General features: G+C 61.6%; 21 protein-coding genes and 1 tRNA gene. 5 read left to right on the top strand and 17 right to left on the bottom strand.

All coding sequences use genetic code 11. From position 1 onward, the window contains the following. Positions 1 to 63: 63 nt before the first annotated feature. The 3 genes from G6N83_RS11585 to G6N83_RS11575 all read right to left on the bottom strand — a co-directional run bounded on the left by G6N83_RS11585 (position 64) and on the right by G6N83_RS11575 (position 2,615). The gene (locus tag G6N83_RS11585; protein WP_165142217.1) at positions 64 to 1,098 is read right to left on the bottom strand and encodes a ribose-phosphate diphosphokinase; all 1,035 of its coding nucleotides are present in this window, start codon (positions 1,096 to 1,098) and stop codon (positions 64 to 66) included. Continuing rightward, a complete protein-coding gene (gene glmU / locus G6N83_RS11580) occupies positions 1,073 to 2,479 on the bottom strand; it encodes a bifunctional UDP-N-acetylglucosamine diphosphorylase/glucosamine-1-phosphate N-acetyltransferase GlmU (protein WP_420901764.1) in 1,407 nt (468 codons plus the stop codon). The genes G6N83_RS11585 and glmU overlap by 26 nt, the downstream gene beginning before the upstream one ends. Positions 2,480 to 2,543: 64 nt before the next feature. Beyond that, positions 2,544 to 2,615, bottom strand: a tRNA-Gln gene (locus G6N83_RS11575). A 76-nt stretch (positions 2,616 to 2,691) separates the two neighbouring features. On the opposite strand from G6N83_RS11575, the gene G6N83_RS11570 reads away from it, so the two are divergent. Beyond that, entirely contained in the window at positions 2,692 to 3,189 is a 498-nt protein-coding gene (locus tag G6N83_RS11570; protein ID WP_165142212.1) for a MarR family winged helix-turn-helix transcriptional regulator, read from the top strand. Further along, entirely contained in the window at positions 3,186 to 3,716 is a 531-nt protein-coding gene (locus G6N83_RS11565; RefSeq protein ID WP_165142210.1) for a hypothetical protein, read from the top strand. Before G6N83_RS11570 ends, G6N83_RS11565 begins: the two co-directional genes overlap by 4 nt. A gap of 6 nt (positions 3,717 to 3,722) precedes the next feature. Here the strand turns inward: G6N83_RS11565 and G6N83_RS11560 are convergent, their stop codons facing one another. From G6N83_RS11560 to G6N83_RS11520, 9 genes are all read right to left on the bottom strand, one after another. Then, positions 3,723 to 5,522 (bottom strand): ABC-F family ATP-binding cassette domain-containing protein, encoded by a 1,800-nt coding sequence (locus G6N83_RS11560; protein ID WP_165142208.1) that lies wholly within the window; start codon positions 5,520 to 5,522, stop codon positions 3,723 to 3,725. An 82-nt stretch (positions 5,523 to 5,604) separates the two neighbouring features. Further along, the gene (locus tag G6N83_RS11555; RefSeq protein ID WP_165142206.1) at positions 5,605 to 6,525 is read right to left on the bottom strand and encodes an ABC transporter substrate-binding protein; all 921 of its coding nucleotides are present in this window, start codon (positions 6,523 to 6,525) and stop codon (positions 5,605 to 5,607) included. A gap of 46 nt (positions 6,526 to 6,571) precedes the next feature. Then, positions 6,572 to 7,306, bottom strand: coding sequence for an ABC transporter permease (locus tag G6N83_RS11550; protein WP_165142204.1), 735 nt, complete (start codon positions 7,304 to 7,306; stop codon positions 6,572 to 6,574). Then, positions 7,303 to 7,992 (bottom strand): ABC transporter permease, encoded by a 690-nt coding sequence (locus G6N83_RS11545; protein ID WP_165142202.1) that lies wholly within the window; start codon positions 7,990 to 7,992, stop codon positions 7,303 to 7,305. Before G6N83_RS11545 ends, G6N83_RS11550 begins: the two co-directional genes overlap by 4 nt. Continuing rightward, positions 7,989 to 8,816, bottom strand: a complete 828-nt coding sequence (locus tag G6N83_RS11540; RefSeq protein ID WP_165142200.1) for an ABC transporter ATP-binding protein — start codon at positions 8,814 to 8,816, stop codon at positions 7,989 to 7,991. Before G6N83_RS11540 ends, G6N83_RS11545 begins: the two co-directional genes overlap by 4 nt. 28 nt (positions 8,817 to 8,844) lie before the next feature. Beyond that, complete coding sequence (locus G6N83_RS11535) at positions 8,845 to 9,150, bottom strand: DUF427 domain-containing protein (RefSeq protein WP_165142198.1); 306 nt, start codon at positions 9,148 to 9,150, stop codon at positions 8,845 to 8,847. A 143-nt stretch (positions 9,151 to 9,293) separates the two neighbouring features. Beyond that, the gene (locus tag G6N83_RS11530; RefSeq protein ID WP_165142196.1) at positions 9,294 to 10,607 is read right to left on the bottom strand and encodes a GNAT family N-acetyltransferase; all 1,314 of its coding nucleotides are present in this window, start codon (positions 10,605 to 10,607) and stop codon (positions 9,294 to 9,296) included. A gap of 2 nt (positions 10,608 to 10,609) precedes the next feature. Then, the gene (locus G6N83_RS11525) at positions 10,610 to 11,563 is read right to left on the bottom strand and encodes a 4-(cytidine 5'-diphospho)-2-C-methyl-D-erythritol kinase (RefSeq protein WP_165142194.1); all 954 of its coding nucleotides are present in this window, start codon (positions 11,561 to 11,563) and stop codon (positions 10,610 to 10,612) included. After that, complete coding sequence (locus G6N83_RS11520; RefSeq protein ID WP_165142192.1) at positions 11,560 to 12,627, bottom strand: aldo/keto reductase; 1,068 nt, start codon at positions 12,625 to 12,627, stop codon at positions 11,560 to 11,562. Before G6N83_RS11520 ends, G6N83_RS11525 begins: the two co-directional genes overlap by 4 nt. Positions 12,628 to 12,769: 142 nt before the next feature. On the opposite strand from G6N83_RS11520, the gene G6N83_RS11515 reads away from it, so the two are divergent. Further along, complete coding sequence (locus tag G6N83_RS11515; protein WP_165142190.1) at positions 12,770 to 14,359, top strand: stealth family protein; 1,590 nt, start codon at positions 12,770 to 12,772, stop codon at positions 14,357 to 14,359. On the opposite strand, the gene G6N83_RS11510 is transcribed toward G6N83_RS11515, so the two are convergent. After that, positions 14,304 to 15,236 carry a phosphodiesterase gene (locus G6N83_RS11510; protein WP_165142188.1) on the bottom strand — a complete coding sequence of 311 codons (933 nt, stop codon included), beginning with the start codon at positions 15,234 to 15,236 and terminating at the stop codon, positions 14,304 to 14,306. The genes G6N83_RS11515 and G6N83_RS11510 overlap by 56 nt on opposite strands. A gap of 120 nt (positions 15,237 to 15,356) precedes the next feature. Next, the gene (gene rsmA, locus G6N83_RS11505) at positions 15,357 to 16,205 is read right to left on the bottom strand and encodes a 16S rRNA (adenine(1518)-N(6)/adenine(1519)-N(6))-dimethyltransferase RsmA (protein ID WP_165142186.1); all 849 of its coding nucleotides are present in this window, start codon (positions 16,203 to 16,205) and stop codon (positions 15,357 to 15,359) included. A gap of 69 nt (positions 16,206 to 16,274) precedes the next feature. On the opposite strand from rsmA, the gene G6N83_RS11500 reads away from it, so the two are divergent. Beyond that, entirely contained in the window at positions 16,275 to 17,735 is a 1,461-nt protein-coding gene (locus G6N83_RS11500) for a sugar porter family MFS transporter (RefSeq protein ID WP_165142184.1), read from the top strand. 39 nt (positions 17,736 to 17,774) lie between these two features. On the opposite strand, the gene G6N83_RS11495 is transcribed toward G6N83_RS11500, so the two are convergent. The 3 genes from G6N83_RS11495 to rsmI are packed head-to-tail and all read right to left on the bottom strand — an operon-like array spanning position 17,775 to position 21,233. Next, positions 17,775 to 18,773 carry a TatD family hydrolase gene (locus G6N83_RS11495; protein ID WP_165142182.1) on the bottom strand — a complete coding sequence of 333 codons (999 nt, stop codon included), beginning with the start codon at positions 18,771 to 18,773 and terminating at the stop codon, positions 17,775 to 17,777. Continuing rightward, a complete protein-coding gene (metG, locus tag G6N83_RS11490) occupies positions 18,770 to 20,347 on the bottom strand; it encodes a methionine--tRNA ligase (protein ID WP_165142180.1) in 1,578 nt (525 codons plus the stop codon). Before metG ends, G6N83_RS11495 begins: the two co-directional genes overlap by 4 nt. A gap of 46 nt (positions 20,348 to 20,393) precedes the next feature. Further along, entirely contained in the window at positions 20,394 to 21,233 is an 840-nt protein-coding gene (gene rsmI / locus G6N83_RS11485) for a 16S rRNA (cytidine(1402)-2'-O)-methyltransferase (RefSeq protein WP_165142178.1), read from the bottom strand. 23 nt (positions 21,234 to 21,256) lie between these two features. On the opposite strand from rsmI, the gene G6N83_RS11480 reads away from it, so the two are divergent. Continuing rightward, complete coding sequence (locus G6N83_RS11480; protein ID WP_165142175.1) at positions 21,257 to 22,819, top strand: dolichyl-phosphate-mannose--protein mannosyltransferase; 1,563 nt, start codon at positions 21,257 to 21,259, stop codon at positions 22,817 to 22,819. The last annotated feature ends 24 nt before the right edge of the window (positions 22,820 to 22,843 follow it).

The following is a 22,843-nucleotide window of genomic DNA, read 5'->3' as shown; positions in this document are numbered from 1 at the left end:
CATCGTCGTGGTCGCGGCTATGAATAAACTCCGAGCGATCCCATGCCAGAGGTCGAGAGCTGTCTAGGCGGCGCCGTCAAACATGCTCGTCACGGAACCGTCTTCGAAGACCTCATGAATTGCACGAGCGAGCAGCGGCGCAATGGGAAGCACCACGAGCGCGTCCCAGCGACGCTCCGGCGGCAGTGGAACTGTGTCTGTCACCACAACCTGGTCAATCGAGGAGTCCTGCAGGCGTTCGACGGCGGGGTCACTGAAGATCGCGTGAGTCGCCGCAACAATGACCTTCTTCGCGCCGCTCGCCTTGAGTGCTTGAGCCGCCTTGACGATGGTGCCACCGGTGTCGATCATGTCGTCTACGAGCAGGCACACGCGGCCATCGACCTCTCCGACGATGTCGTGCACAGTGACCTGGTTGGCAACCTTCGGGTCACGACGCTTGTGAATGATGGCAAGGGGCGCGCCCAGGCTGTCTGACCAGGTATCTGCGACGCGGACACGACCCATGTCGGGTGATACGACGGTGAGCTGGGCACGGTCTTCCGCTGTGAGGTTCTGTTCGAAGTGTTCGAGCAGCACGGGCTTCGCGAACAAGTGGTCGACAGGCCCATCGAAGAAGCCCTGGATCTGGGGAGCGTGCAGGTCGACACTCATGATGCGGTCAGCACCGGCAGTGCGAAGAAGATCGGCAACGAGGCGGGCGCTGATGGGTTCACGACCGCGGCCTTTTTTGTCTTGACGCGAGTACGGGTAGTAGGGCGCGACGATAGTGATGCGCTTGGCAGAGGCACGCTTGAGCGCATCGACCATGATCATCAGTTCCATCAACCACTCATTGACGGGCGGGCCGAACGACTGGATCACGAAGACGTCACAACCGCGAATCGACACCTCGAAGCGGGTGTAGATCTCGCCGCTCGCGAAAGTTCGGTGTTCGGTCGGTACTAACTCGGTGCCGAGACCCAGAGCTACGTCGTGCGCGAGGTCGAGGTGGGATCGCCCCGAAACAACAACCAGCCGCTTCTTGGTCTTGGCGACCAGTCCTGGGGCGATTCCGTTTTCGCGGTCGAGGTCAACTGTCTTCTTTTTGCGTGCCATTGCCTGTTTCCTGTGCCGCACGGTTCGCAGCAGCCGCATCTGCGGCCCTGGTACCCGGCCTGTTGGTCTCGACCCACCCGGTGACATTGCGCTGGGGGGCAACGCTGAGTGCAAGAGCACCGGCGGGGACATCCTTTCGGATGACGGCACCGGCGCCCGTTTTCGCGCCGTCTCCGATCTTAACCGGCGCCACGAAGACGTTGTGCGATCCAGTGTGCACTTCGTCACCGATCTCGGTGCGGTGCTTGGTCAGATCGTCGTAGTTCGCCGTGATCGCACCGGCACCAAGATTGACATGTGCACCGATCGTCGTGTCTCCCACGTAGGAAAGATGCGGCACTTTACTGCCAACGCCGATCGTTGAATTCTTGGTTTCGACGAAGGTACCCACCTTGCCATCCGCCTGTACGACCGTGCCAGGACGAAGATAGGCGAACGGACCGATATTCACACGCTCTCCGATGACAGCGAGCGTCGCGTCGGCGCGCGTTATTTTGGCGTCTTCCGCGACTTCGCAGTCCCGGAGCGTCGTGTCTGGCCCGACTGTCGCCCCAGCGGCGATGGTAGTGGCACCGAGAATGAAGGTGTTGGGCAATAGCGTGACGTCTGCGGCGAGCACAGCATTGGTGTCGATCCACGTCGTGGCGGGATCGAGCACAGTGACGCCCTCTCGCTGCCATTTGTCGACAGTCCGCGCGTTGAGCGTGCGTGCGGCCTCGCTGAGTTGGACGCGATCGTTCACGCCGAGCACAGCTGTCGCATCCGGGGCGACCGTGGCCTCGGCTGCCAGACCATCCGCGCGAAGGAGCGCAACCATGTCTGTCAGGTAACGCTCGCCCTGGGCATTCGTTGACCCGACCAGGCCGATTCGCTTCCGCAGTTCAACCGACTGAAAAACGTACACACCAGCGTTGATTTCAGCGATAGCGGCTTCATCGCTCGTCGCGTCTTTTTGCTCGACGATACGTTCGACAGAGCCACGGTCGCTCCGGAGGATGCGGCCATAACCGAACGGATCCTCCATGAGAGCGCTGAGCAGTGTGACGGCAGCGGTGCTTGCACGATGGGCTGCGACGAGCAGGGAGATCGTGTCGGCATCCAATAGCGGCACATCACCACTCAGGACAAGAACGTCGCCGTCGAAGTCGGTGAGCGCCTGCAAAGCGAGTTCTACGGCGCGGCCTGTTCCCGGGACCTCGTCTTGATCAACGACGTCGACGTTCGGGTCGTCCGCCTTGATCGCTGACTCGACGAGGTCGCGCTCATGGCGAACGACCACGACGACCCGGGCGGGATTCAGGCTGCGCGCAGTGTCTAGGACGTGCCCCACGAGAGGACGCCCGCCGATCTCGTGCAACACTTTGGGCAAACGTGACTTCATGCGCGTACCCTGGCCCGCAGCGAGGATGATCACTGCGAGTGGGCTATCAGCGCTTGGGGACATGCTCCGCCGCCAGGATTCGAACCTAGACCTAACAGCTCCAAAGGCTGTCGTGCTGCCGTTACACCACAGCGGACCGCGGCGTCCGAGGGCGCCACTACCTCCAGTCTGCCAGAATCTGAAGAAGTTGCAGCGACGACGATAAGAGGGACATGACGCACGACACCGACGAAGTCGACAGAATCGTTGGTGCCTGGGTGCGCCAACGGCCCGATCTCGACTTCTCTCCGCTTGAAGTTCTCTCGCGTGTCGACCGACTATCTCGGCACCTCGACCGGGCACGACGTGACGCATTCCGCCGGAGCGAGTTGGAACCGTGGGAGTGGGATGTCCTCTCGGCGCTGAGACGCGCCGGAGAACCTTTTCAGATGAGCCCCAAGTCGTTGCTCCAACAGACCCTGGTTTCGAGCGGAACGATGACCAACCGCATCGACCGGCTCGTTGATCGCGGGCTCGTCAGGCGCGAAGCAGATCCTGTCGACGGGCGAAGTATTCTCGTCATCCTCACAGGAAACGGTCGGACTCGAGTCGATGCAGCGATCACTCGCCTCGTCGATGCAGAGTCGGTGTTGCTCGGCGCGCTGTCGCGAGGCGACCGCGACCGTCTCGCCGGACTTCTTCGCAAGCTCAGTATGGGCTTCGATTCATGAGCGCAAGCGATCGTCCCTCAAGAGAGCCCAAGCCAGCGAAAGATGCCAGAAGCTTCGGCCGTTGGTTCGATAGCCGTTTTCGCAGCGCGCCCGCTGTGTACGGACTCATCGTTTTTACGGCGTTCATTACGATCGCTTCAGATCACGCCCGCGATGCATGGGACATGCTCGACACCGCGGTGGGCACCCTGATCGTTTTCTTTATTGCCCACGTCTTCGCTCATACGCTCACGTCGCACGGCGAGCACGGACTGTGGCGAGCAATTCGTCACGGGATCGCTCACGCCTCAGGCATGCTGTACGCCTCAATTCCTACGACCCTCGTTTTGGTCGTCGCTGGAATTCAGGGTGCCTCCGCCGACAACGCCTACATCTCGTCGATGTGGGTTGCTGTAGCCATGCTCGCGCTGCTGGGATACTCCGCCTATGCCAAGCGTGGCGCACACGTCGTCGTGAGACTCTTAGGGGCCGCCGGAACCGCATTACTCGGACTGTTCATCATTCTCTTGGAGTATGTGATTCACTGATTTCGCTCAGCCGATCTGCTCGGTGAGTGCGAACCAACGCTCCTCGATGTCGTCGCGTTCAGCCTCAAGGCCCGAGATTCTGGCCATCTCGGCGGCAAGACCTTCGTAGTCGGATTGGTCGCGGTCAGCAAGCGCTGTTCGTGCAGCCGAAACCTGTTTGTCGATCTTCATCAATCGACGCTCAAGAGATGACACCTCTTTTTGTGCTGCGCGAGCATCCGCGCCTGAGAGGGCAGGAGTCGCACTCGGCGTCGACGATGAGGTCGATCCGGACGAACCGCCTGTCGTCTGCTCGAGGTGGCGAAGTCGAAGGTACTCGTCGACACCTCCGGGGAGGTGACGCAGCCGCCCACCGAGAATCGCATACTGCTGATCGGTGACGCGCTCAAGAAAGTATCGATCGTGAGAGACCACGATCAGTGTTCCCGGCCAGGAGTCGAGCAGGTCTTCCATGGCAGCGAGCATGTCGGTGTCGAGGTCGTTTGTAGGCTCGTCGAGAATCAGCACGTTGGGCTGCTCGAGCAGAATAAGCAGCAGCTGAAGGCGACGCTTCTGGCCTCCCGAGAGATCTTTCACGGGTGTAGACAACTGAGCGGTCGAGAAACCCATACGCTCGAGCAACTGACCTGGGGTGAGTTCTTGTGACTTCGAGCCGGATCCGAAGGCGTATGTCGTTCGAAGACTCGCGATGACGACGCGCACCGGATCGTTGAGGTGCTGTTCGAGCTCATCCAGCCGCTGCGTGAGCGTCGCGACCTGGACAGTCTTGCCTCGCTTGACCCGACCAACTGTTGGCTCGATGTCGCCGGAGATAAGGCCGAGGAGCGTCGACTTACCCGCACCATTGACGCCAAGTATTCCGGTGCGCTCCCCCGGTGCGAGCCGCCACTCGACATCACGCAGCACTTCGTGGTCGCCGTATGAGACGCCGGTGTCAAGCAGGTCGACGACATCCTTTCCGAGGCGTGCGACAGCGAGCGACTGGAGCGCTACGGGGTCACGAATCTCTGGGACATCTGAAATGAGTTCGTTCGCTGCATCAATGCGAAACTTCGGCTTTGTCGTGCGCGCGGGCGCTCCCCGTCGAAGCCATGCCAACTCTTTGCGCGCAAGATTCTGACGACGGGCTTCGATGGTCGCGGACTGCCGGTCACGCTCGACTCGCTGCAGAATATAGGCGGCGTAGCCACCCTCGAACGGGTCAACGACACGATCGTGCACTTCCCAGGTCACCGTGCAGACGGCATCCAAGAACCACCGATCGTGCGTCACGACCATGAGCCCACCGCTCGATGCGGGCCAGCGCCGGATGAGGTGTTCAGCCAGCCACGTAATCGCCTCGACGTCGAGGTGGTTTGTGGGCTCATCAAGCGCCAGGATGTCGTAATCGCCCGCGAGAAGCTGAGCAAGCGCCACGCGACGACGCTGCCCACCGGAAAGGTCTCGCAGCGACTTTCCCCAGTCGAGATCAGCGAGGAGCCCCGCAATGATGTCGCGGATGCGGGCATCTCCTGCCCACTCGTATTCCTCGAGGTCACCTACGACGGCATGCCCGACGGTGTCGTCGTCGTCGAGGGTGTCAGCTTGGTCGAGCACACCCACGCGTACGCCGCTTCGCACCGTGACGCGGCCGGCGTCGGGCTTCTTACGACCGGCGAGCATCGCCATGAGACTGGACTTGCCGTCGCCATTGCGGCCGACAATTCCGATGCGATCGCCTTCGTTGACCCCCAGAGAGATCGAGTCGAAGACGACTTTGGTCGGGTATTCGAGCTGGAGGGCCTCGGCCCCGAGAAGATGCGCCATATTACGTCCAGCGTACCGACCGACGGAAAGAGCGGGGGCCAGACGGTAGTACCGAAGTACTGCCGCCTGGCCCCCGGTGGGGTTAGGAACCCGCGATGAGGCCGTTGTCGGTCAACCACTGAGTAGCGATGTCAGCGGATGACATCTCGTCGACGGTGCTTTCAACGTTCAGCTGCACGAGGCCCTCCGGGGTGAGAGCTGCGCTCACCGCGTTGATAACACTTGCGATCTCATCAGCGACATCCGCGTTGACAACCGGCACGACGTTCGATGCGAGGAAGAGACCTTCAGGGTCCGCCAACGTCACAAGGTCGTCTGTCGAGATGCGCGGATCTGCCGTGTAGACATTCGCCATATCGATCGTGCCAGCGATCAGATCGTCGACGGTCGTGTCACCGGTAGCGGTGAAATCGACCGTGACGTCGTATACGTCCTTCAGTCCGGTGGGCCCGTAGGGTCGCTCCGCGAGTTCGGCGGGCCCGCCCAACGTCAACGTGTCCGAGACGTTGGCGAGGTCGCCGATCGATTCGAGGTTGTTCGCCTCGGCAAACGCGCCGGTAACCGTGTACGAATCCTGGTCAGTAGCACTCGACTGATCGAGCACTGTCAGGTTGTCGGGCAGCGCGTCTTGGAGCGCCGCGTACACGTCGTCGGACGTGCGAGCTTCGGTGTCTGGCTCGAAGTACTGCAGAAGGTTTCCGCTGTACTCCGGGAAGAGCGTGATCTCGCCGCTTTCCAACGACGGAAGATACGCGTCGCGCTGCCCGATGTTGAACTGACGGTCGACCGTGAATCCACCGTCTTCAAGGGCTTGAGCATAAATCTCGGCGATGATCTCGTTCGAGTAGTAGGCCTGGGAGCCGATCACGATAGTGTCTGAACTCGCCGAACTGGAGTCGCCACTGTCGAGAGGATCCGACGACGAGCAGCCCGCCAGTGCCAACGCCGCGACAGCAGTCATTCCGACAACGCCCAGGGCGCTCTTCTTACGTGAGAGTTTCATTTCGATTCTCTTTCTCTTGGTGCAGTGGGTGCGGTGGGTGCGAGCTCTATGAGCTTGTGGACATCGAACGTTTTCGGACTTCGCGCGGAGGTTTACCGGCGCTTACTCGAGCGGCGGCCGAAACTCCGGTGGGAACGACGAGCCGCTGCGCGAATGCAAACAGTCCATCGAGCACGAGTGCAAGCGCTGCAACAAGTATTGCTCCGCCGATGAGAACGTCGAGTTGGCGAAGTTGCAAACCGGTGATGATGTACTGACCGAGGCCCACCGGCATGACGTAGGCGGCGATGGTTACGGTCGCTACGACTTGAAGGGTGGCCGAGCGCAATCCGCCGACGAGAAGTGGAAGACCCAGCGGCACTTCAACCCGCCAGAGTACTTGCCACTCTGTCATTCCGAGCGCGCGGGCCGCATCAATCGTGCGCCGGTCGACGGCTTCGAACCCGGAATACGCGCCGGCGAGGATCGAGGGAATCGCCAGCACGACGAATGTGATTATCGCCGCCTCCGGCTTCTTGACGACGCCGAGGACGAGCACCAGAAGAACGAGCAGGCCGAATGAGGGGATAGCTCGCGCAGCCCCAGACACCGCAACAGCAACTTCTCGTCCGCGGCCGGTGTGACCGATGAGCCAGCCGAGCGGAATGGCGATGAGTGCTGCGATGAGGACGGCGAGAGCGGTATACCCGAGCTGCTGCGCGAGGGCCGCAGGTAACGGCACCGTTCCCGAAAAGCGATCCGGCGAGAAGATCCACGCGAACGCCTCGATGAGATAGTTCATGCGGTCTTCTCCGCCGCGACAGTGCGAGCAGCGCTGGATCGTGAACGCGATCGATGCGCGCGTACCCAGGGCATGAGAACTCGGCCAAAAATCACCAACGCAGCGTCAATGACGAGGGCGAGAACCATGACGACCACCACGCCCGTGAGCACTTCAGGAACGATGCGCCGCTGCAACCCATTCGTGAAGAGGTAGCCGAGATTGATGATTCCCACGAGGATGCCGACCGTTGCGAGCGAAACCGTGCTCGCGGCGGTCACACGAAGGCCTGCCAAGATCACAGGGCCCGCGAGTGGGAATTCCACAGCCCAGAATCGACGGAATGGGCCGAAGCCGACAGCGATCGCGGCTTGGCGTACGGAGGGGTCGACAGAGTCCAGGCCGTCGGCCACCGCCCGCACGAGGATGGCCAACGCGTAGATCGTGAGCGCGACGATGAGGTTCGCTTCGCTCAGAATCGGGTAGCCGAGAACCGGCGGCAGCAAAAGCAGGAGCGCGATCGATGGGATCGTGTACAACAGCCCGGTGATCGTGATGATCCCGCTCCGCACGATCTTGTATCGCCAGGCAACCCACCCGAGCGGCACCGAGAGCACGAAGCCGATAACGAGTGCGATCACGCTCTGGCGCACGTGCACCAGCGTCAATTCTCCGATGAGACCGAGGTTGTCAAAAACCCAGCTCATCCGCTTCTGCCGTCCTCAATGAGTGCGCCCTGCGCGCGCCCTTCGCCGTCGACGACAACAGTGCCGCCGCTGGTTGCCTTGAGCCGCAGCGCGCGCTTGCCTTTATCGGCTCCGATAAAAGAGCGAACGAAATCATTCGCAGGGTTTTCGATGATGTCATTCGGGCTGCCCACTTGTGCGACATGTGCACCCTTTTCGAGGATGACTACCTGGTCGCCGAGAAGAAACGCCTCGTCGATGTCGTGTGTGACAAACACGATCGTTTTCGCCACGTCGCTCTGCAAACGCAGCAACTCTTGCTGAAGCTCGCTTCGTACAATTGGATCGACAGCACCGAACGGCTCATCCATGAGCAAGATGTTGGGGTCGGCCGCGAGTCCGCGCGCCACACCGACGCGCTGCTGTTGTCCGCCCGAGAGCTGAGCCGGGTAGCGGTCTGCCATCGCGCGATCAAGGCCAACGGTGTCCATGAGTTCGAGGGCGCGGGCGCGCGCCGCCGCGCGCTTTTGACCGCCGAGTACCGGCACCGTCGCGATGTTGTCGGCGACGGTGAAGTGCGGCATGAGCCCCGCATTTTGCATCACGTAGCCGATTCGGCGACGAAGGGCCACAGGATTTCCGGATGACACATCGTCACCGTCGATCTCGATGGCACCACTGGTCGGCTCGACCATTCGATTGATCATCCGCAGCAGCGTCGTCTTTCCACACCCTGAAGAGCCGACGAACACCGTCGTCGTGTGGGCGGGGATTTTCAAAGAAAACTCTTCGACGGCGTTCGTACCACCGGGGAATGTCTTCGTGACAGTCCGAAACTCAATCATGATGCAGTGTCGTTCGACGCTCCGAGCGTCAGGCGACGACCTTCACCTGTGGCGAGAATGCCACGTACCCGGCGAAATCCGACCCAACTCGCTCGATGGCAGAAGGAAACGGCGTGAGGTATGCCCATGCCGCGTCCACCTGCTGCACAACGTCACCGTCGATGACCGAGTAATACTGGCACGCACCCTTCCAGGGGCAGGTGTAGGGAGTGGGGCTCTCAGTGAGAACGCCTTCCGTGATACTCGCGGGAGGAAAATACCAGTTGCCCTCAATACGAACGAGATCTGATTCTTCGGCCTCGGCGAGAACCGTCGTGCCCAGTAATGCCTGCATGTTTTCCTCCCAAAGACGCACGTAAGAAGTGCGCCCGGTTGTCGGCTACTGCAACGCTACCGACACCAACGGACATCGGGGCGGACTTGTCTCGAAACACGATGATCGTGTACGTTCCGCGCCGATGCCCGTAAGGAGATGTATCAGTAGACGAAACTGAGTCGAGCCTGTTCGTGCCAGCTGAACGCACGAGCCAGCGCGACAGCAGCCGTCGTCTCGATTCGGCCAGCTGCCGCGAGGGTCGCTGCGGAAACCTGACCAGCCATGATGGCTCCGAGCTCGCCGATTCCCATTCGCGCTTCTGTCACGCCGTCCGGAACAGCGTTCGGGGCGGGCGAAATTTGAGCGGAACCCGACGCGTCGATATCGATCAGCCAGCGTCCGCCAGTGATGTCGAGCGGGTCAGAGATGTCGAGCAGGAATCGACCCGGCGTGGCATAGGTGCGTGATGCCAACACAACCGGGAGATCGAGGATACGAAGATAGTGGTGGTCGAAAAGTGTTACTTTCGCGGCCTTCTGATCAGAAATCATCCACAAGACCGGATCGTGGATCCCGCCCTCGTCCATTCGAATTTCACCGATCAGATCGTGATCGATGAAGAATCGCCATAGCGCGCCGTGCGCCGCATCGTCATCCGAGATGAGAGAAAGAATCTCGAGATGAGACTTCGTGAAGTCCTCTTTATTTTCGGTGATCGCATATAGCGCAACACCCCGTACGACACCTTCGGTGTCGGTGTACTGCACCGCGCGTCGCTTTCCCGGCTTCTCGACGTCGGGGCGAGTTCCGGCGAACCGGTCCCAGTATCCGCCGGGCATCTTTGCTTCGCCCGGACGGCCGGGGCGAACCCGCTCAAAAATCTCTGGCGCAAGCTCACGCCAAGCTGCGCGTGAGATGAAATCGAGTCGACCGGGATAATCCGGGCCGATCCACGACGCACGCTTGGCATCGATGATCCAACGACCAGCGGTCGCGGCGGGAGCGAACCCGTATCGACCGTAGATGTTCGACTCGGTGACGGTGAGCGTTGCCATCGGAATACCGACGGCGGCGGCGCGGCGAAGTTCACCTTCCATCATCGCGCGAGCAATTCCGCGGCGACGATGAGTGGGAGCGACAGTGACATCGCTGATCGCGCACGTGGTCACCACGTGTTCGCCGGGCAGCGAAACCGCCGAAATCCAGGAAGCGAAGGTACCGACCGGAATCTCCGGCATGACGCCTGTGCTGTCGATGACGCCGATGAGCCGGCGGTAGTCAAAACGTGCGTGCGTGGCGTCGCGCTGCACATCCGTGGGCTCAGCGTCGAGAAAACCACGAGATACGGCTTCGAACCACGGCTCGAACTCTTTCATTTCGTTCGACATGCGCCGCAGTTCAAGACCGCGACGTGCCAGCTTCTCGCTCGACTGCTGATCGACGGGGCCGTCGTGGTGTGCGGTGGTCAGATTCATCGTCACCTCCGGGGTGTTGGGTCGGTGAGTACGCGCGCGCCAGGAACCGGCCCATGCGCTCGAAGCGCGTCACATCCCGCGGCACTCAACGTCACCTGCAAATCAAGCGCAGATGCTTCATCTCGTGCAAGGAAGGCAAGAGTCGGGCCCGACCCAGAAACGAAACCCGCGAGGGCTCCAGAACGTTCACCGAGTTCGAGGATCTCTGCCAGGTCGGGACGCAACGCAAGCGCTGCAACCTGAAGATCATTACTCACGTGCAGAGCAAGCATATCGGGATCGCCCGCGCGCAACGCTTGCATCACGCCCGGAGGAACCATCGGGGCGCGCGGCGCAGGCGAAATGTCGAGCACGCGCTGAGCACGATATTCATCGAGGGCGCTGTACACAGCGGGGGTAGAAAGCCCCTGGGTATTCGAGACCAATACCCACTCGAAGCGCCCGCGGGCGAGGGCCGGGCTGAGTTCGTCACCACGGCCGGTTCCGATCGCGGTGCCACCCAGAAGGGAGAATGGCACGTCGGCGCCGAGCTCGGCCGCGAGCTCGTGAAGTTCGTTCATTGCAAGCCCCGTGCCCCACAGCGCATCGCACGCGACGAGCGCTCCGGCAGCATCCGCTGAACCGCCACCCATTCCACCCGCAACCGGCACTGCCTTGTGGATAGTCAGGTGCACTCCCCCGGAATAACCAGTCGTCGATGCGAGCAACCGAGCGGCTCGCATCGCAAGGTTTCTCGCATCGAGCGGGACGCCCGTGACATCGACAGTCCCAGACACCTCAATCGAAAAGTCATCCGAGTGCTCTGCCCAGACATCTTCGTAGAGCGAAAGCGCCTGGTATGCCGACGCCACGTCGTGATACCCGTCGGCCTCGACTTCGCCGACTTCGAAGAACACGTTGATCTTTCCGGGAGCGCGCACGTGCACTCGGAAAGGTGACGACGCGGCTCCGCTCATAGATCTGAAGACTTCGACCAGAGATTCACATCGATCGCGCCGGCGAGATTGTCGATCCGTTGCAGCTCGTCGTCGTCGAAGGCCGGTCCGTTAACAGCTGCCAGGTTCTCATCGAGCTGGCGTGTCGAAGACGCTCCCCCGAGAGCGGATGCCACGACACCATCACGAAGGACCCACTGAATAGCCATCTGAGCGAGACTCTGACCACGCTCACGCGCAACGTCATTGAGGCTACGAAGCGATGTGAGTGCGTTATCGGAGAGCGCACCGCTCGGCAAAGAGTTGCGCTTCTGGGCACGTTCTGCGCTTCCGTCGCCGAGATATTTGTCCGTCAGGATGCCTTGCGCGAGCGGTGTGAAAGCGATGGCCCCCATCTGCTCGGCCCGCAACGCGTCGGTGAGGCCGTCTTCGATCCACCTGTTGAGGATCGAGTAGGAAGGCTGATGAATCACGAGCGGAGTCCCGAGGTTCCGTGCGATTTCGGCTGCCTCTGACGTACGCTCGGCGCTATAGGAAGAGATTCCGACGTAGAGAGCTTTGCCCTGGCGCACCAGTGTGTCGAGGGCCCCGATTGTCTCTTCGAGGGGCGTTTCGGGGTCGGCGCGATGCGAGTAGAAGATATCGACATAGTCGATGCTCATCCGCTTGAGCGACTGTTCCGCGCTCGCGAGAATGTACTTTCTTGACCCGAAGTCACCGTAGGGACCGGGCCACATGTCGTAGCCGGCCTTTGACGAGATGATCATCTCATCGCGGTAGCGGGCGAAATCCTCGCGCATCATGCGACCGAAGTTGGTCTCGGCTGATCCGTAGGGTGGCCCGTAGTTATTGGCCAGGTCGAAGTGGGTGATACCGGAGTCGAATGCGTGCCGGAGAATCTCGCGTTGATTGTCGAACGGAAAATTGTCGCCGAAGTTCCACCACAACCCGAGAGAAAGTGGCGGGAGATAAAGTCCAGAGTTTCCGACGCGGCGATAGCCGAGATGGTTCTCACGACCATCGGCTGCCGAGTACGGGCGGTGGAGGTCGGGAATATGGGAACGGAAGCGCGGCTCATCAGTCACGCTTCGAGACTACTCGGCGGTCCGGTTTGCGGCCATCGGGTCGACAATCGTTCGGAAGTCTGAACTGCCGCCAAACGGTGAGTAACATCCTGGCAACGAAGAGGACGTACTCTGAGCACACACAGTCAACAAGAAGGACTAAATGGCAACGACACTCTCTGCGCTCGACGCACACCAGCACCCCTGGGCCAGCCTGCTCGAACGCGAGGATGTCGTTCTCGATCACGGGATGCTTCATCTCGTCCATGACGATGTGACCCCCGCTCAAGCGCGCGTTGACGACCTCCTGCTGATCGCATCAACGCTAGAGGGCGCCGGCATCCCGGTTCTTCTCATTCGTCACAGCAACACTGTGCCCGCGCTCGTCGTCGATGACAGCCTGCGACAGGAGGCCTTCAGCGCGCTCATCTCGCTGTGCTCACGCGAACCGCTGTATGCCAAGACCAAGGGAAAAACGACGGTTCCACTGCCGGACGTCGCTGTCAGCAACGTCGGCCCGTCATCCGTTCGAATCTTCCGGCCTCGCCGCGCCGCATCCGGTGGCAAGCGCTACGGTGTCGAGCACGCGGCTCGAGTAGAGTTCTGGCACTTCGGCGAAGAGCTCATCGAAGCGCCGCTCAATAACGCGCTCACTCGCCGCATCACCCCCGCCGAAGACATCGTCTTTGGCGACGTCACGCGTTTCGGCCGCGAGTGGCGCACGATCAGCGGGATGTTCGAAGCTCACCCGAGTGAGATCACACATGACATCGACATGGTTTTCTCGTGGGTTGACGGATCATCAACGGAGTTCCAACGCCAGCGAGCAGCGCAAATGGCGGGTTACGTCGTCGGCGAAGGAGACGACGGCGCCGCGCGCTTTCGTCACGTCGATGAGCTCCGTTACGCGCTTCGAAGCGTGCACATGTACGCACCCTGGGTGCGACGCATTTTCATCGCGACAGATTCACCGCGGCCCGCGTGGCTCGCCGATGATCCGCGTGTGACGATCGTGCGTAGCGAGGAGTTCTTCGAGGACCCGGCTGCGCTCCCCACACACAACTCGCACGCCGTCGAATCACAGCTCCACAAGATCGACGGTCTCGCCGAGCATTTCTTGTACTCCAATGACGACATGTTCTTCGGTCGCGCGGTGCAGCCAGAAATGTTCTTCACTCCCGGCGGCCTGTCGCAGTTCGTGGAGTGTGAGGTGCGGATCGGAACCGGAAACCGAGCTCTGCACCGAAGCGGCCATGACAACGCGCTGCGCTTGAACCGAGAGCTCTTGCAGGAGCGTTTTGGTCGCACGATTGTCCGAGACCTCGAGCACTGCGCTACTCCGCTGCGTCGAAGTGTGATGCAGGAGCTCGAGCAGGTCTATCCCGAGGACTTCGCGCGCACAGCGGCTTCACGTTTTCGGGCAGCCACCGATATCTCCGTCACGAACTGCCTCTATCACTATTACGCGCTGTTCACGGGTCGCGCTGTCGCAACCACCGCGCCGCACACACGGTATGTCCAGACGACGCTTGCCGATTCGCTCCGCAAGATCGAACGCCTCGACGACGGCACGATCGACATGTTCTGCCTTAACGACGGTGGCGAGACCGAAGTTCCCGAAGAGGTGCGCGTGCGTGTACTGAGCGATGCCCTCGAGCGCATGTTCCCGGTGCGAGCACCGTGGGAACTTCCCTCAGTTAGCGCAGCGTCTTCAGCGGAGCATTCGACCGCACGCTCCGGCGCGCTGTCGTAGCACGCGCGCGAACTCCCGCTTCGCTCAGTCGTCGTTCCGCTTCTGCGGCGTCGATGTATTCGAGAGGCTCTGGAACGTCGACCGGTACCACCGAATGCACGACGGTGTCGTCGTAGACGTGCACGAGATTGAACGCCTGGGAGCCGTCTTGCGGACGCGTACCTCCCGTGGGGACAGTCAGATCCTGCGCATAACAGGTCGATGATGCGACTGAAACCGGGATGCCTGCGAAGGTTGCGAAAGTCGAGTAGTGCAAGTGCCCGGCGATGATCGAACGCACATCTGTTCCTCGAAGCACAGCAGCTAGCCGGCGCTGATCTCGCAACTCAACGCTTGCCGCGAGCGGAAGAACCGCGGGGACCGGAGGGTGGTGCATGGCAAGTATCGTGCCAAGCGGTGCCGGGGTGGCGAGTTCGGCCGCGAGCCACTCGAGCTGTTCATCACTGATTTCGCCGTAGTGCTCTCCAGGCACGCTCGTGTCGAGTGTGATGACACGCAGCCCATCGAGTTCGTCCACGCGGTCGATCGTCGCGGAGGAATTGTCGGCGGCATCCGTGTCGAAAAGCACTTCACGGAATGCGTGCCGGTCGTCGTGATTTCCCATGACCCACAGCACCGGCGCACCGAGGCGTTCAGCCCACGGTTCTACCAGTTCGCGCAGGACACGGTACGCGTCGGCCTCGCCCAGATCGACGAGGTCACCGGTGAAGACGACAGCATCCGGCTCTACACCCGATGCGGTAATAGCATCGAGAGCCTTCTGGAGCTGAGCCGCACCATCCAGCGAGCCGAAGAGCTGTGGGCCCGGAGCACGCAGGTGGGTGTCACTGATGTGCAGCAGCACCCGTTCGGGTGCAGCGTATTCTGCGGTGCGCATGGTCTCCCCTTGCGCTCCGCTTCTCGGTATCGGGTGATGAATCAGCGGAACGTGCTGGTTATGTTACCGGCATGTTTCGTCGTCGCGCTGGTAACAACATATGAACATTCCAAAAAAGGTTTACGACCCAAGCACCTGAGCGATGCGTTGAAAGTCATCGATCCGCAGTTCTTCGCCGCGAGCTGTGGGCGCGACACCCGCACGTTCGAGAATGCCGGATGCTTCAGCGGCAGTTCCGCCGAGAACGCTCGCAAGAGCTTGGCGAAGCATCTTGCGACGCTGCCCGAATGCCGCGTCGATGATGCGGAATGTACTGCGGCGCTCTTCTTCGCTGCCTCGAGTCGAGGCATCCCGCTCGAACGCCACCAGCACGCTATCGACATTCGGAACGGGCCAGAACACTTGCCGTGAAACAGTGCCCGCGAGCCGCCACGAGCCGTACCACGCAGCTTTTGCGCTCGGAGAGCCGTACACCTTCGACCCGGGCGCTGCCGCGAGTCGCTCGCCGACTTCGGCTTGCACCATGACGACACCGCGCTTGAGCGACTCGAAATGTTCGAGGAAGTGCAGCAGCACCGGAACCGACACGTTGTAGGGCAAATTCGCCACGAGTACGTCGGGGTCACCGGGAAGTTCAAGAATACGAAGCGCATCGGCGTCGATCACGGTGAGTGCACCATCGGGCACACCGTGGGCGGCCGCCGTCTGCGGCAATCGCGCGGCCAGCCGATGATCGATCTCGACGGCGACCATCGACGCGCCTGTTTCAAGGATCGCCAGCGTGAGAGATCCGAGGCCGGGACCGATCTCAACGACCCGATCCGTGGCAGTGACGCGAGCCACATGAACGATCTTTCGCACGGAGTTGGCGTCGACGACGAAGTTCTGGCCGAGCTTTTTCGTCGGAGTCACGTCGAGTTCGCCAGCGAGGGCACGAATCTCGGCGGCACCGAGCAGGGTCACAGGCATGACTCTCACCCTAACCAGCGTTCTGTCAATACTCCGTCTCGGCACCCCGGAAGGGATATTCTGACGGCTATGACCAGCACAGGTGCGATCCCCTCCGACGCCTTCTCGCTGCGTAGCCCGTTCGGGCGGCGCGCGATTGGACTCTCGGTAGCTGCCGCCGTCGGCGGCTTTCTTTTTGGCTTCGACTCATCCGTCATCAATGGCGCGGTGGACTCGATTCAGGGCAACTTCGATATCGGCGACGTGCTCACCGGCTTCGTCGTTGCTGTCGCGCTTCTCGGTTGCGCTGTGGGAGCCCTGCTAGCCGGAAACCTCTCGGACCGCTGGGGTCGTCTTCGCGTCATGCGACTCGGCGCGATCATGTTCCTTGTGAGCTCCGTCGGTTCCGGACTGACCTTCAGTGTTCCGGACCTCATCCTGTGGCGGGTTATCGGCGGAATCGGCATCGGTATCGCCTCGGTCGTGGCGCCTGCGTACATCGCAGAGATCGCGCCGCGTCAAATTCGCGGTGGTCTGGCATCGCTCCAGCAGCTCGCGATCACGCTCGGTATTTTCGCCGCACTCTTGAGTGACGCCGTCATGGTCTGGGGCGCTGGCGGCGCGTCAGAACCTCTCTGGTTCGGCCTTGAAGCCTGGCGCTGGATGTTCCTCGTCGGCGTCGTACCAGCAGCTGTCTACGGTCTCCTGTCGTTCACGATTCCAGAGTCCCCGCGGTACTTGATGGCCAAGGGGCGCGACGACGAAGCAGAAGAAGTGTTCGCGCGCCTCGTACCCGCGGCCGACCTCAAGCAGACGATGCGCGAAATTCGCAACGGCATCGATACCGACAAGAAAAACTCGAACGCGTCACTTCGCGGTCCGGTCTTGGGACTGCAGTCGATCGTCTGGGTTGGAATCATCCTGTCGGTGTTCCAGCAGTTCGTCGGCATCAACGTGATCTTCTACTACTCCACGACGCTCTGGAAGGCCGTCGGATTCAACGAGAGCAACTCGCTGCTCATCGGTGTCATCACCTCGGTCACGAACGTTCTCGTGACTCTGATCGCCATCTTCTTGGTCGACCGCATCGGCCGAAAGCCGATCCTCTTGACCGGTTCCATCATGATGACGGTGTCCCTCGGTGCCATGGCGCTGGCGTTCGCCTTCTCGGTCACCGTCGATGGCGAAGTGTCACTTCCGGGTGCATGGGGTCCTGTCGCCCTTGTTGCCGCGAACCTGTTCGTCGTCGGGTTCGGCGCGTCATGGGGCCCGCTGGTGTGGGTGCTGCTCGGCGAAATCTTCCCCAGTCGCATCCGCGGCAAGGCGCTCGGAGTTGCCGCTGGCGCTCAGTGGGTCGCCAACTTCTTGATCACGGTCTCGTTCCCCGCGATGTCGAGCTGGTCGCTCCCGCTCACCTACAGCATGTACGCCGCTTTCGCCGCGCTGTCGTTCTTCTACGTACTGCTTCGTGTGCCAGAAACCAAGGGCATGGAGCTCGAGAAGACCGAGACGCTTTTCACGCAGAAGAAGAAGCCCGCGAAAACCTCATAGCCGCACGCCGGTTCGTTCGGCGCCTGGGAGCCGATAGCGCTACGCGCCGAACGAACCGTAGACCTCGAGTGTGTTGGCCGAGATCTGAGCGCAAAGTTCATCAACGCCGACACCGAGTTCTGCAGCCATGAACCGCACTGTCACGGGCACGAGATACGGAGCGTTCGGGCGACCTCGATGCGGGGTCGGCGTGAGGAACGGGGCATCCGTTTCGACCAGAATGCGCTCGCGTGGGGTCACTGCGAGGGCGTCGCGCAAGTTTTGAGCATTTTTGAATGTCACATTGCCGGCGAAAGACAGGTAGTAGCCGCGATCGGCAGCGATCCGCGCCATCACATCGTCTCCCGAGAAGCAGTGAAAGACCGTGCGGTCCGGTGCGCCGACGCGAAGGAGCGTTTCGAGCACGGCATCGTGCGCATTCCGATCGTGGATCTGCATCGCGATGTTGTGTTTTTTGGCCAGCGCGATGTGGGCCTCGAAGCTCTCCAGTTGAGCGGGGATGCCGTCTGCTTCGGTACGGAAGAAATCGAGCCCCGTCTCCCCGATCGCTCGCACGCGTGGCTGCGCCGCGAGCTCGTCGATGACAGCGATCGCTTCGGCAAGTCTTCCCGCGGCGGCATAGACAGGTGCCTCGTTCGGGTGAATTGCGACCGCCGCGAGCACGCGCGAATCGGATGCCGCAGCATGGGCCGACCAGCGACTCGATTCAATGTCGCCACCCGCCTGCACAACACCGATCACCCCGGCGGCGGTGGCCCGGTCGAGCTGCTGCTCGAGCGTCATCGGACTGTCACCGTCAGAGATCTCGAGGTGAGTGTGGTTGTCGTACACGGGCACCATGAGCGGCTCGGGCGACTCGGGGTACCGCAGTTCTTTGCGCCCGTCGGCCGTGCGCTCTCGCACATAGGTGCTGGCGTCGAAAGCCTCCGCAGCGACCTGGGGCCGGGTGGCGCCGTCTCCCCCCGCTGACTTGCCGGTTTTTGCGGACGCCGCCCCACCCACAGAAACGGGCAAGTCAGGGGTGGAATTCGGGGTCATACTGACTGTTCGATGCGCGGGAAGAGGGGCGACAGCGCCGCGACCTTGGTACCGACGGGGAGTTGTCCCCAGCGCCCTGCGTCGCGGAGGGGCTGAGCCTGAAGCGCACCGAGCCTTTCTGTCACGCCAAGCGATGTCCAGAGCTTCTCGGTCGCAACGGGCATGACCGGCGACAGCAGTACCGCGAGCGCACGAAGGCCCTCGGCTGCCGTATACAGCACAGTGCCGAGCCGCTCGCGCTTCGTCTCGTCCTTTGCGAGCGCCCACGGTTCGTTTTCGGTGATGTAGCCGTTCAGCACATCAACGATCGTCCAAATCGCGGCGACGGCCTCATCGATGCGGAACCGTTCGATGGCAGCATCGGCGGCGGATGCGGCATCCGCAACTGTCTTTGCGACGACATCGTCGGCCGGGGTCGGTACGCCCGCGGCCGGCACGACGCCGGCGAAGTAGCGCTCGATCATCGCGATCGTGCGAGATGCCAGATTGCCGAAGCCGTTGGCAAGCTCGGCCTGGTAACGGGCCGAAAGGTCTTCCCACGAGAAGGAGCCGTCTTGACCGAAGGCAATCGCTGAGAGGAAGTAGAAACGGTACGCATCCGACCCGAAAACATCCGTGATTTCGGTCGGGGCGATACCCGTGAGCTTCGACTTCGACATCTTCTCGCCACCGACAAGCAACCAGCCGTGCGCAAACACCCCTTTGGGCACGTCGACGCCCGCAGCCATCAGCATCGCGGGCCAGATGACAGCGTGGAAACGCAGGATGTCTTTACCCACGACGTGATAGGCGGGCCAGCGCTTATCGAACTGTTCGGGATCCGAACCGAAGCCAACTGCCGTCGCGTAGTTGAGAAGAGCATCGACCCACACGTAGATGACGTGCGATTCGTCCCACGGGACCGTGATGCCCCAGTCGAAGGTCGAACGGGAGATCGAAAGATCTTTCAGGCCCTGCTTAACGAACGAGACGACTTCGTTGCGCGCAGACTCGGGACGCACGAAATCGGGCTCGGTGCGGTAGAGCTCGAGCAGCCGGTCTTGAAACTCGCTGAGTTTGAAGAAGTAGTTCTTCTCCTGCAGCAGTTCCAGCGGCTTGGAGTGGATGGCGCAGATCTTTAGTCCTTCGAAAGCACCTGTGCCATCGAGGATCTCTGATTCGGTCTTGAATTCTTCGCAGCCGACGCAGTAGAGCGCTTCGAATTCGCCGGCGTAGATGTACTCGCGGTCATATATTGCCTGCACGAACTCGCGCACTCGCTCTTCGTGGCGGGGCTGAGTGGTGCGGATGAAGTCGTCGTTGGCCACATCGAGAGTCTCGAGCAGCGGAAACCACGACTCGCTCACGAGCTTGTCGACCCACTCCTGCGGGGTTGCACCGTTGGCGGCGGCGGCACGCATCATCTTCTGACCGTGCTCGTCGGTGCCCGTCAGCATCCAGGTGTCGTCCCCAGACTGACGGTGCCATCGGGCCAGAGCATCGACGGCGACCGTCGTGTAGCCATGGCCGATGTGCGGTACGTCGCTCGGATAGTAAATCGGCGTCGTGATGTAAAAAGATCGGTCCGTGCTCACCAGTGAATTCTAGTTGCGATGGATGCCGCCGCTCACCGTGTGACGATTACGCGCTGTCTTTGTTGCTCGTTTGCTTCGCTTCAAGGGCCGCCTGGTACAGATCTCGTGATGGGTGCCCAGTGTGGCCGGCGACTTCGCGCACGGCTTCTTTCAGCCGGCCGCCAGCGGCGACCAGCTCAGTCACCTGTGCGACCGCCGCCGGAAAAGAGACCGGCTCTTCCTGTGAACCGCCCACGACAAGCACGACTTCGCCGCGCACACCGTCTTCTGCCCATTTCGCTAATTCGGCGACCGGGCCACGAACGACCTCTTCGTAGAACTTGGTAAGTTCGCGACAAACGGCTCCCTGCCGGTCATCACCGAACGCCGTGGCCATGTCGGCGAGCGCCGCGCCCGTCCGCGCGGGCGACTCGAAGAAGACCATTGTGCGCGTCTCAGAAGAAAGCGCCGCGAGCTGTGCACGGCGCTCCGACGGCTTTCGCGGCAGAAACCCCTCGAACGTGAACCGGTCAGTCGGCAGCCCCGCAACGGCGAGCGCTGTCAGCACGGCGCTCGGTCCTGGGAGCGCGGTCACTGTGACGCCAGCCGCAATTGCTGCGGCAACGAGCCCGTATCCGGGGTCGCTGACGGTGGGCATTCCGGCATCCGAAATCACGAGCACGTCGTCGGTTTCGGCGAGCGCGATAATCTCGGCTGCCCGCTCTTTTTCGTTGTGATCATGCACCGCGATCAATCGCGGCCGGTTGGTGATGCCAAGGCCCGCGAGCAGCCGCTGCGTCGTGCGAGTGTCTTCGGCGGCGACGACGGTGGCGTTCTCGAGAGCTTCGACGAGTCGTCGAGTTACATCGCCGAGGTTTCCGATCGGCGTCGCCGCGAGGATGATCACCACTCCAGCTTAGGCTTGACGCTGTGACGGATACCGCGCCGCCGCTCGTTCCGACCGAGCCGCCCTCTCACTACGACAGGTGGGCCGCGCGTGTGTACGCTTCGACGCGGCTGCAGCACAGACTCAATATCTTGGCCCCGCTAGTCATCACCCTCCTGGCCGGCTTTCTGCGCTTTTTCCGTTTGGATCAGCCGCACTCGCTCGTGTTCGACGAGACCTATTACGTGAAGGATGCCTGGAGTCAGTGGCTTCTCGGCTACCCCGCGAACTGGCCCGAGGGCGCCGACGATCTCTTCACCTCGGGTTCAACAGACATCTTCTTGTCGACAGGTAGTTACGTTGTGCACCCACCGTTGGGTAAATGGCTTATCGGTGCGGGCATGTGGCTGTTCGGGCCCGATTCGTCGTTCGGTTGGCGTTTTTCCGTCGCGCTCTTTGGCACGGCGACGGTGTTACTCGTCTACCTCGTGGCGCGCTCGCTCACCCGCTCAACGGTGTTCGCGAGCATCGCGGGAACACTCATGGCAATCGACGGCCTCGCCATCGTGATGAGCCGCACCGCGCTTCTCGACACGTTTCTCACCTTCTTCATTCTGTTGACGTTCTGGTTTTTGATCCTCGATCACCGCTGGCATCACAGCAGGCTCGCGGCAAGAATCGCTGCGCGCGAGGGCGTCGTACCCACGCGCCCAGTGCTCTGGGGCCCAGTGCTCTGGAATCGGCCCTGGTTGCTCGCGGCCGGCGCTGCCGCAGGTGCCGCGACCGCCGTCAAGTGGTCGGGCCTTTATGTGATCGCGGGCGTCGGCATATACGTCGTCGTGTCCGATGCCCTGGCCCGTCGGCGTGCAGGCGTCGAATTCTGGCCGATGGATGCTGCGCGTCAGGGCGTGGCATCGTTTCTGCTTCTCGTTCCCGTAGCCGTCATCGTGTACATCTCGACATGGACCGGCTGGCTTGCGACGTCAGGCGGCTACGACCGCTCGTCAGCCGCGGACGCCCCCGCCACCGGCTTCTGGTCTTGGGTTCCCGAGTCACTGCAGAGCCTGTGGAAGTACCACGAGTCAATGTACGCATTCCACGTCGGGCTTTCCACGCCGCACAGCTACGCGAGCCCGGCGTGGCAGTGGCCGCTACTCGTTCGTCCCACGTCGATGTATTGGAATCAAGACGACAGCGTTCAGGCTGTCTCCTCCATTCCCAACCCGCTCATCTGGTGGGCAAGTATCGCTGCGGCAGTGTTTTTGATCTACCGTTTCGTCATCACTCGCGACTGGCGCCTGGCGCTCGTGCTCACCGGAATTGCCGTCACGTACGTGCCGTGGCTGCTCTATCCCGAGCGCACAATTTTCCAGTTCTACACGATCGCGATGCTGCCCTTCCTCGTGCTGGCGCTCACCTTTGCGCTGCGTGAAATAGCGGGTCCACGGCACGCACCCGTGCATCGCCGGAAGTCCGGGCAGCGCGTCGTGATCGTCTTCTTGCTCGTGGTGGTCGCGCTATCGGCGTTTTGGTACCCGGTGTGGACAGCGTTCCCGGTGCCATATGACTTCTGGCGCCTGCACAACTGGCTGCCCACCTGGATCTAAGACGACCGAGGAGCGCCGGCTGGG

The sequence above is a fragment of the Microbacterium endophyticum genome, from assembly GCF_011047135.1.
Classification (GTDB): domain Bacteria; phylum Actinomycetota; class Actinomycetes; order Actinomycetales; family Microbacteriaceae; genus Microbacterium; species Microbacterium endophyticum.
Note: the sequence above shows the minus strand (reverse complement) of the source record. Positions and strands in the feature narration are given on the sequence as shown.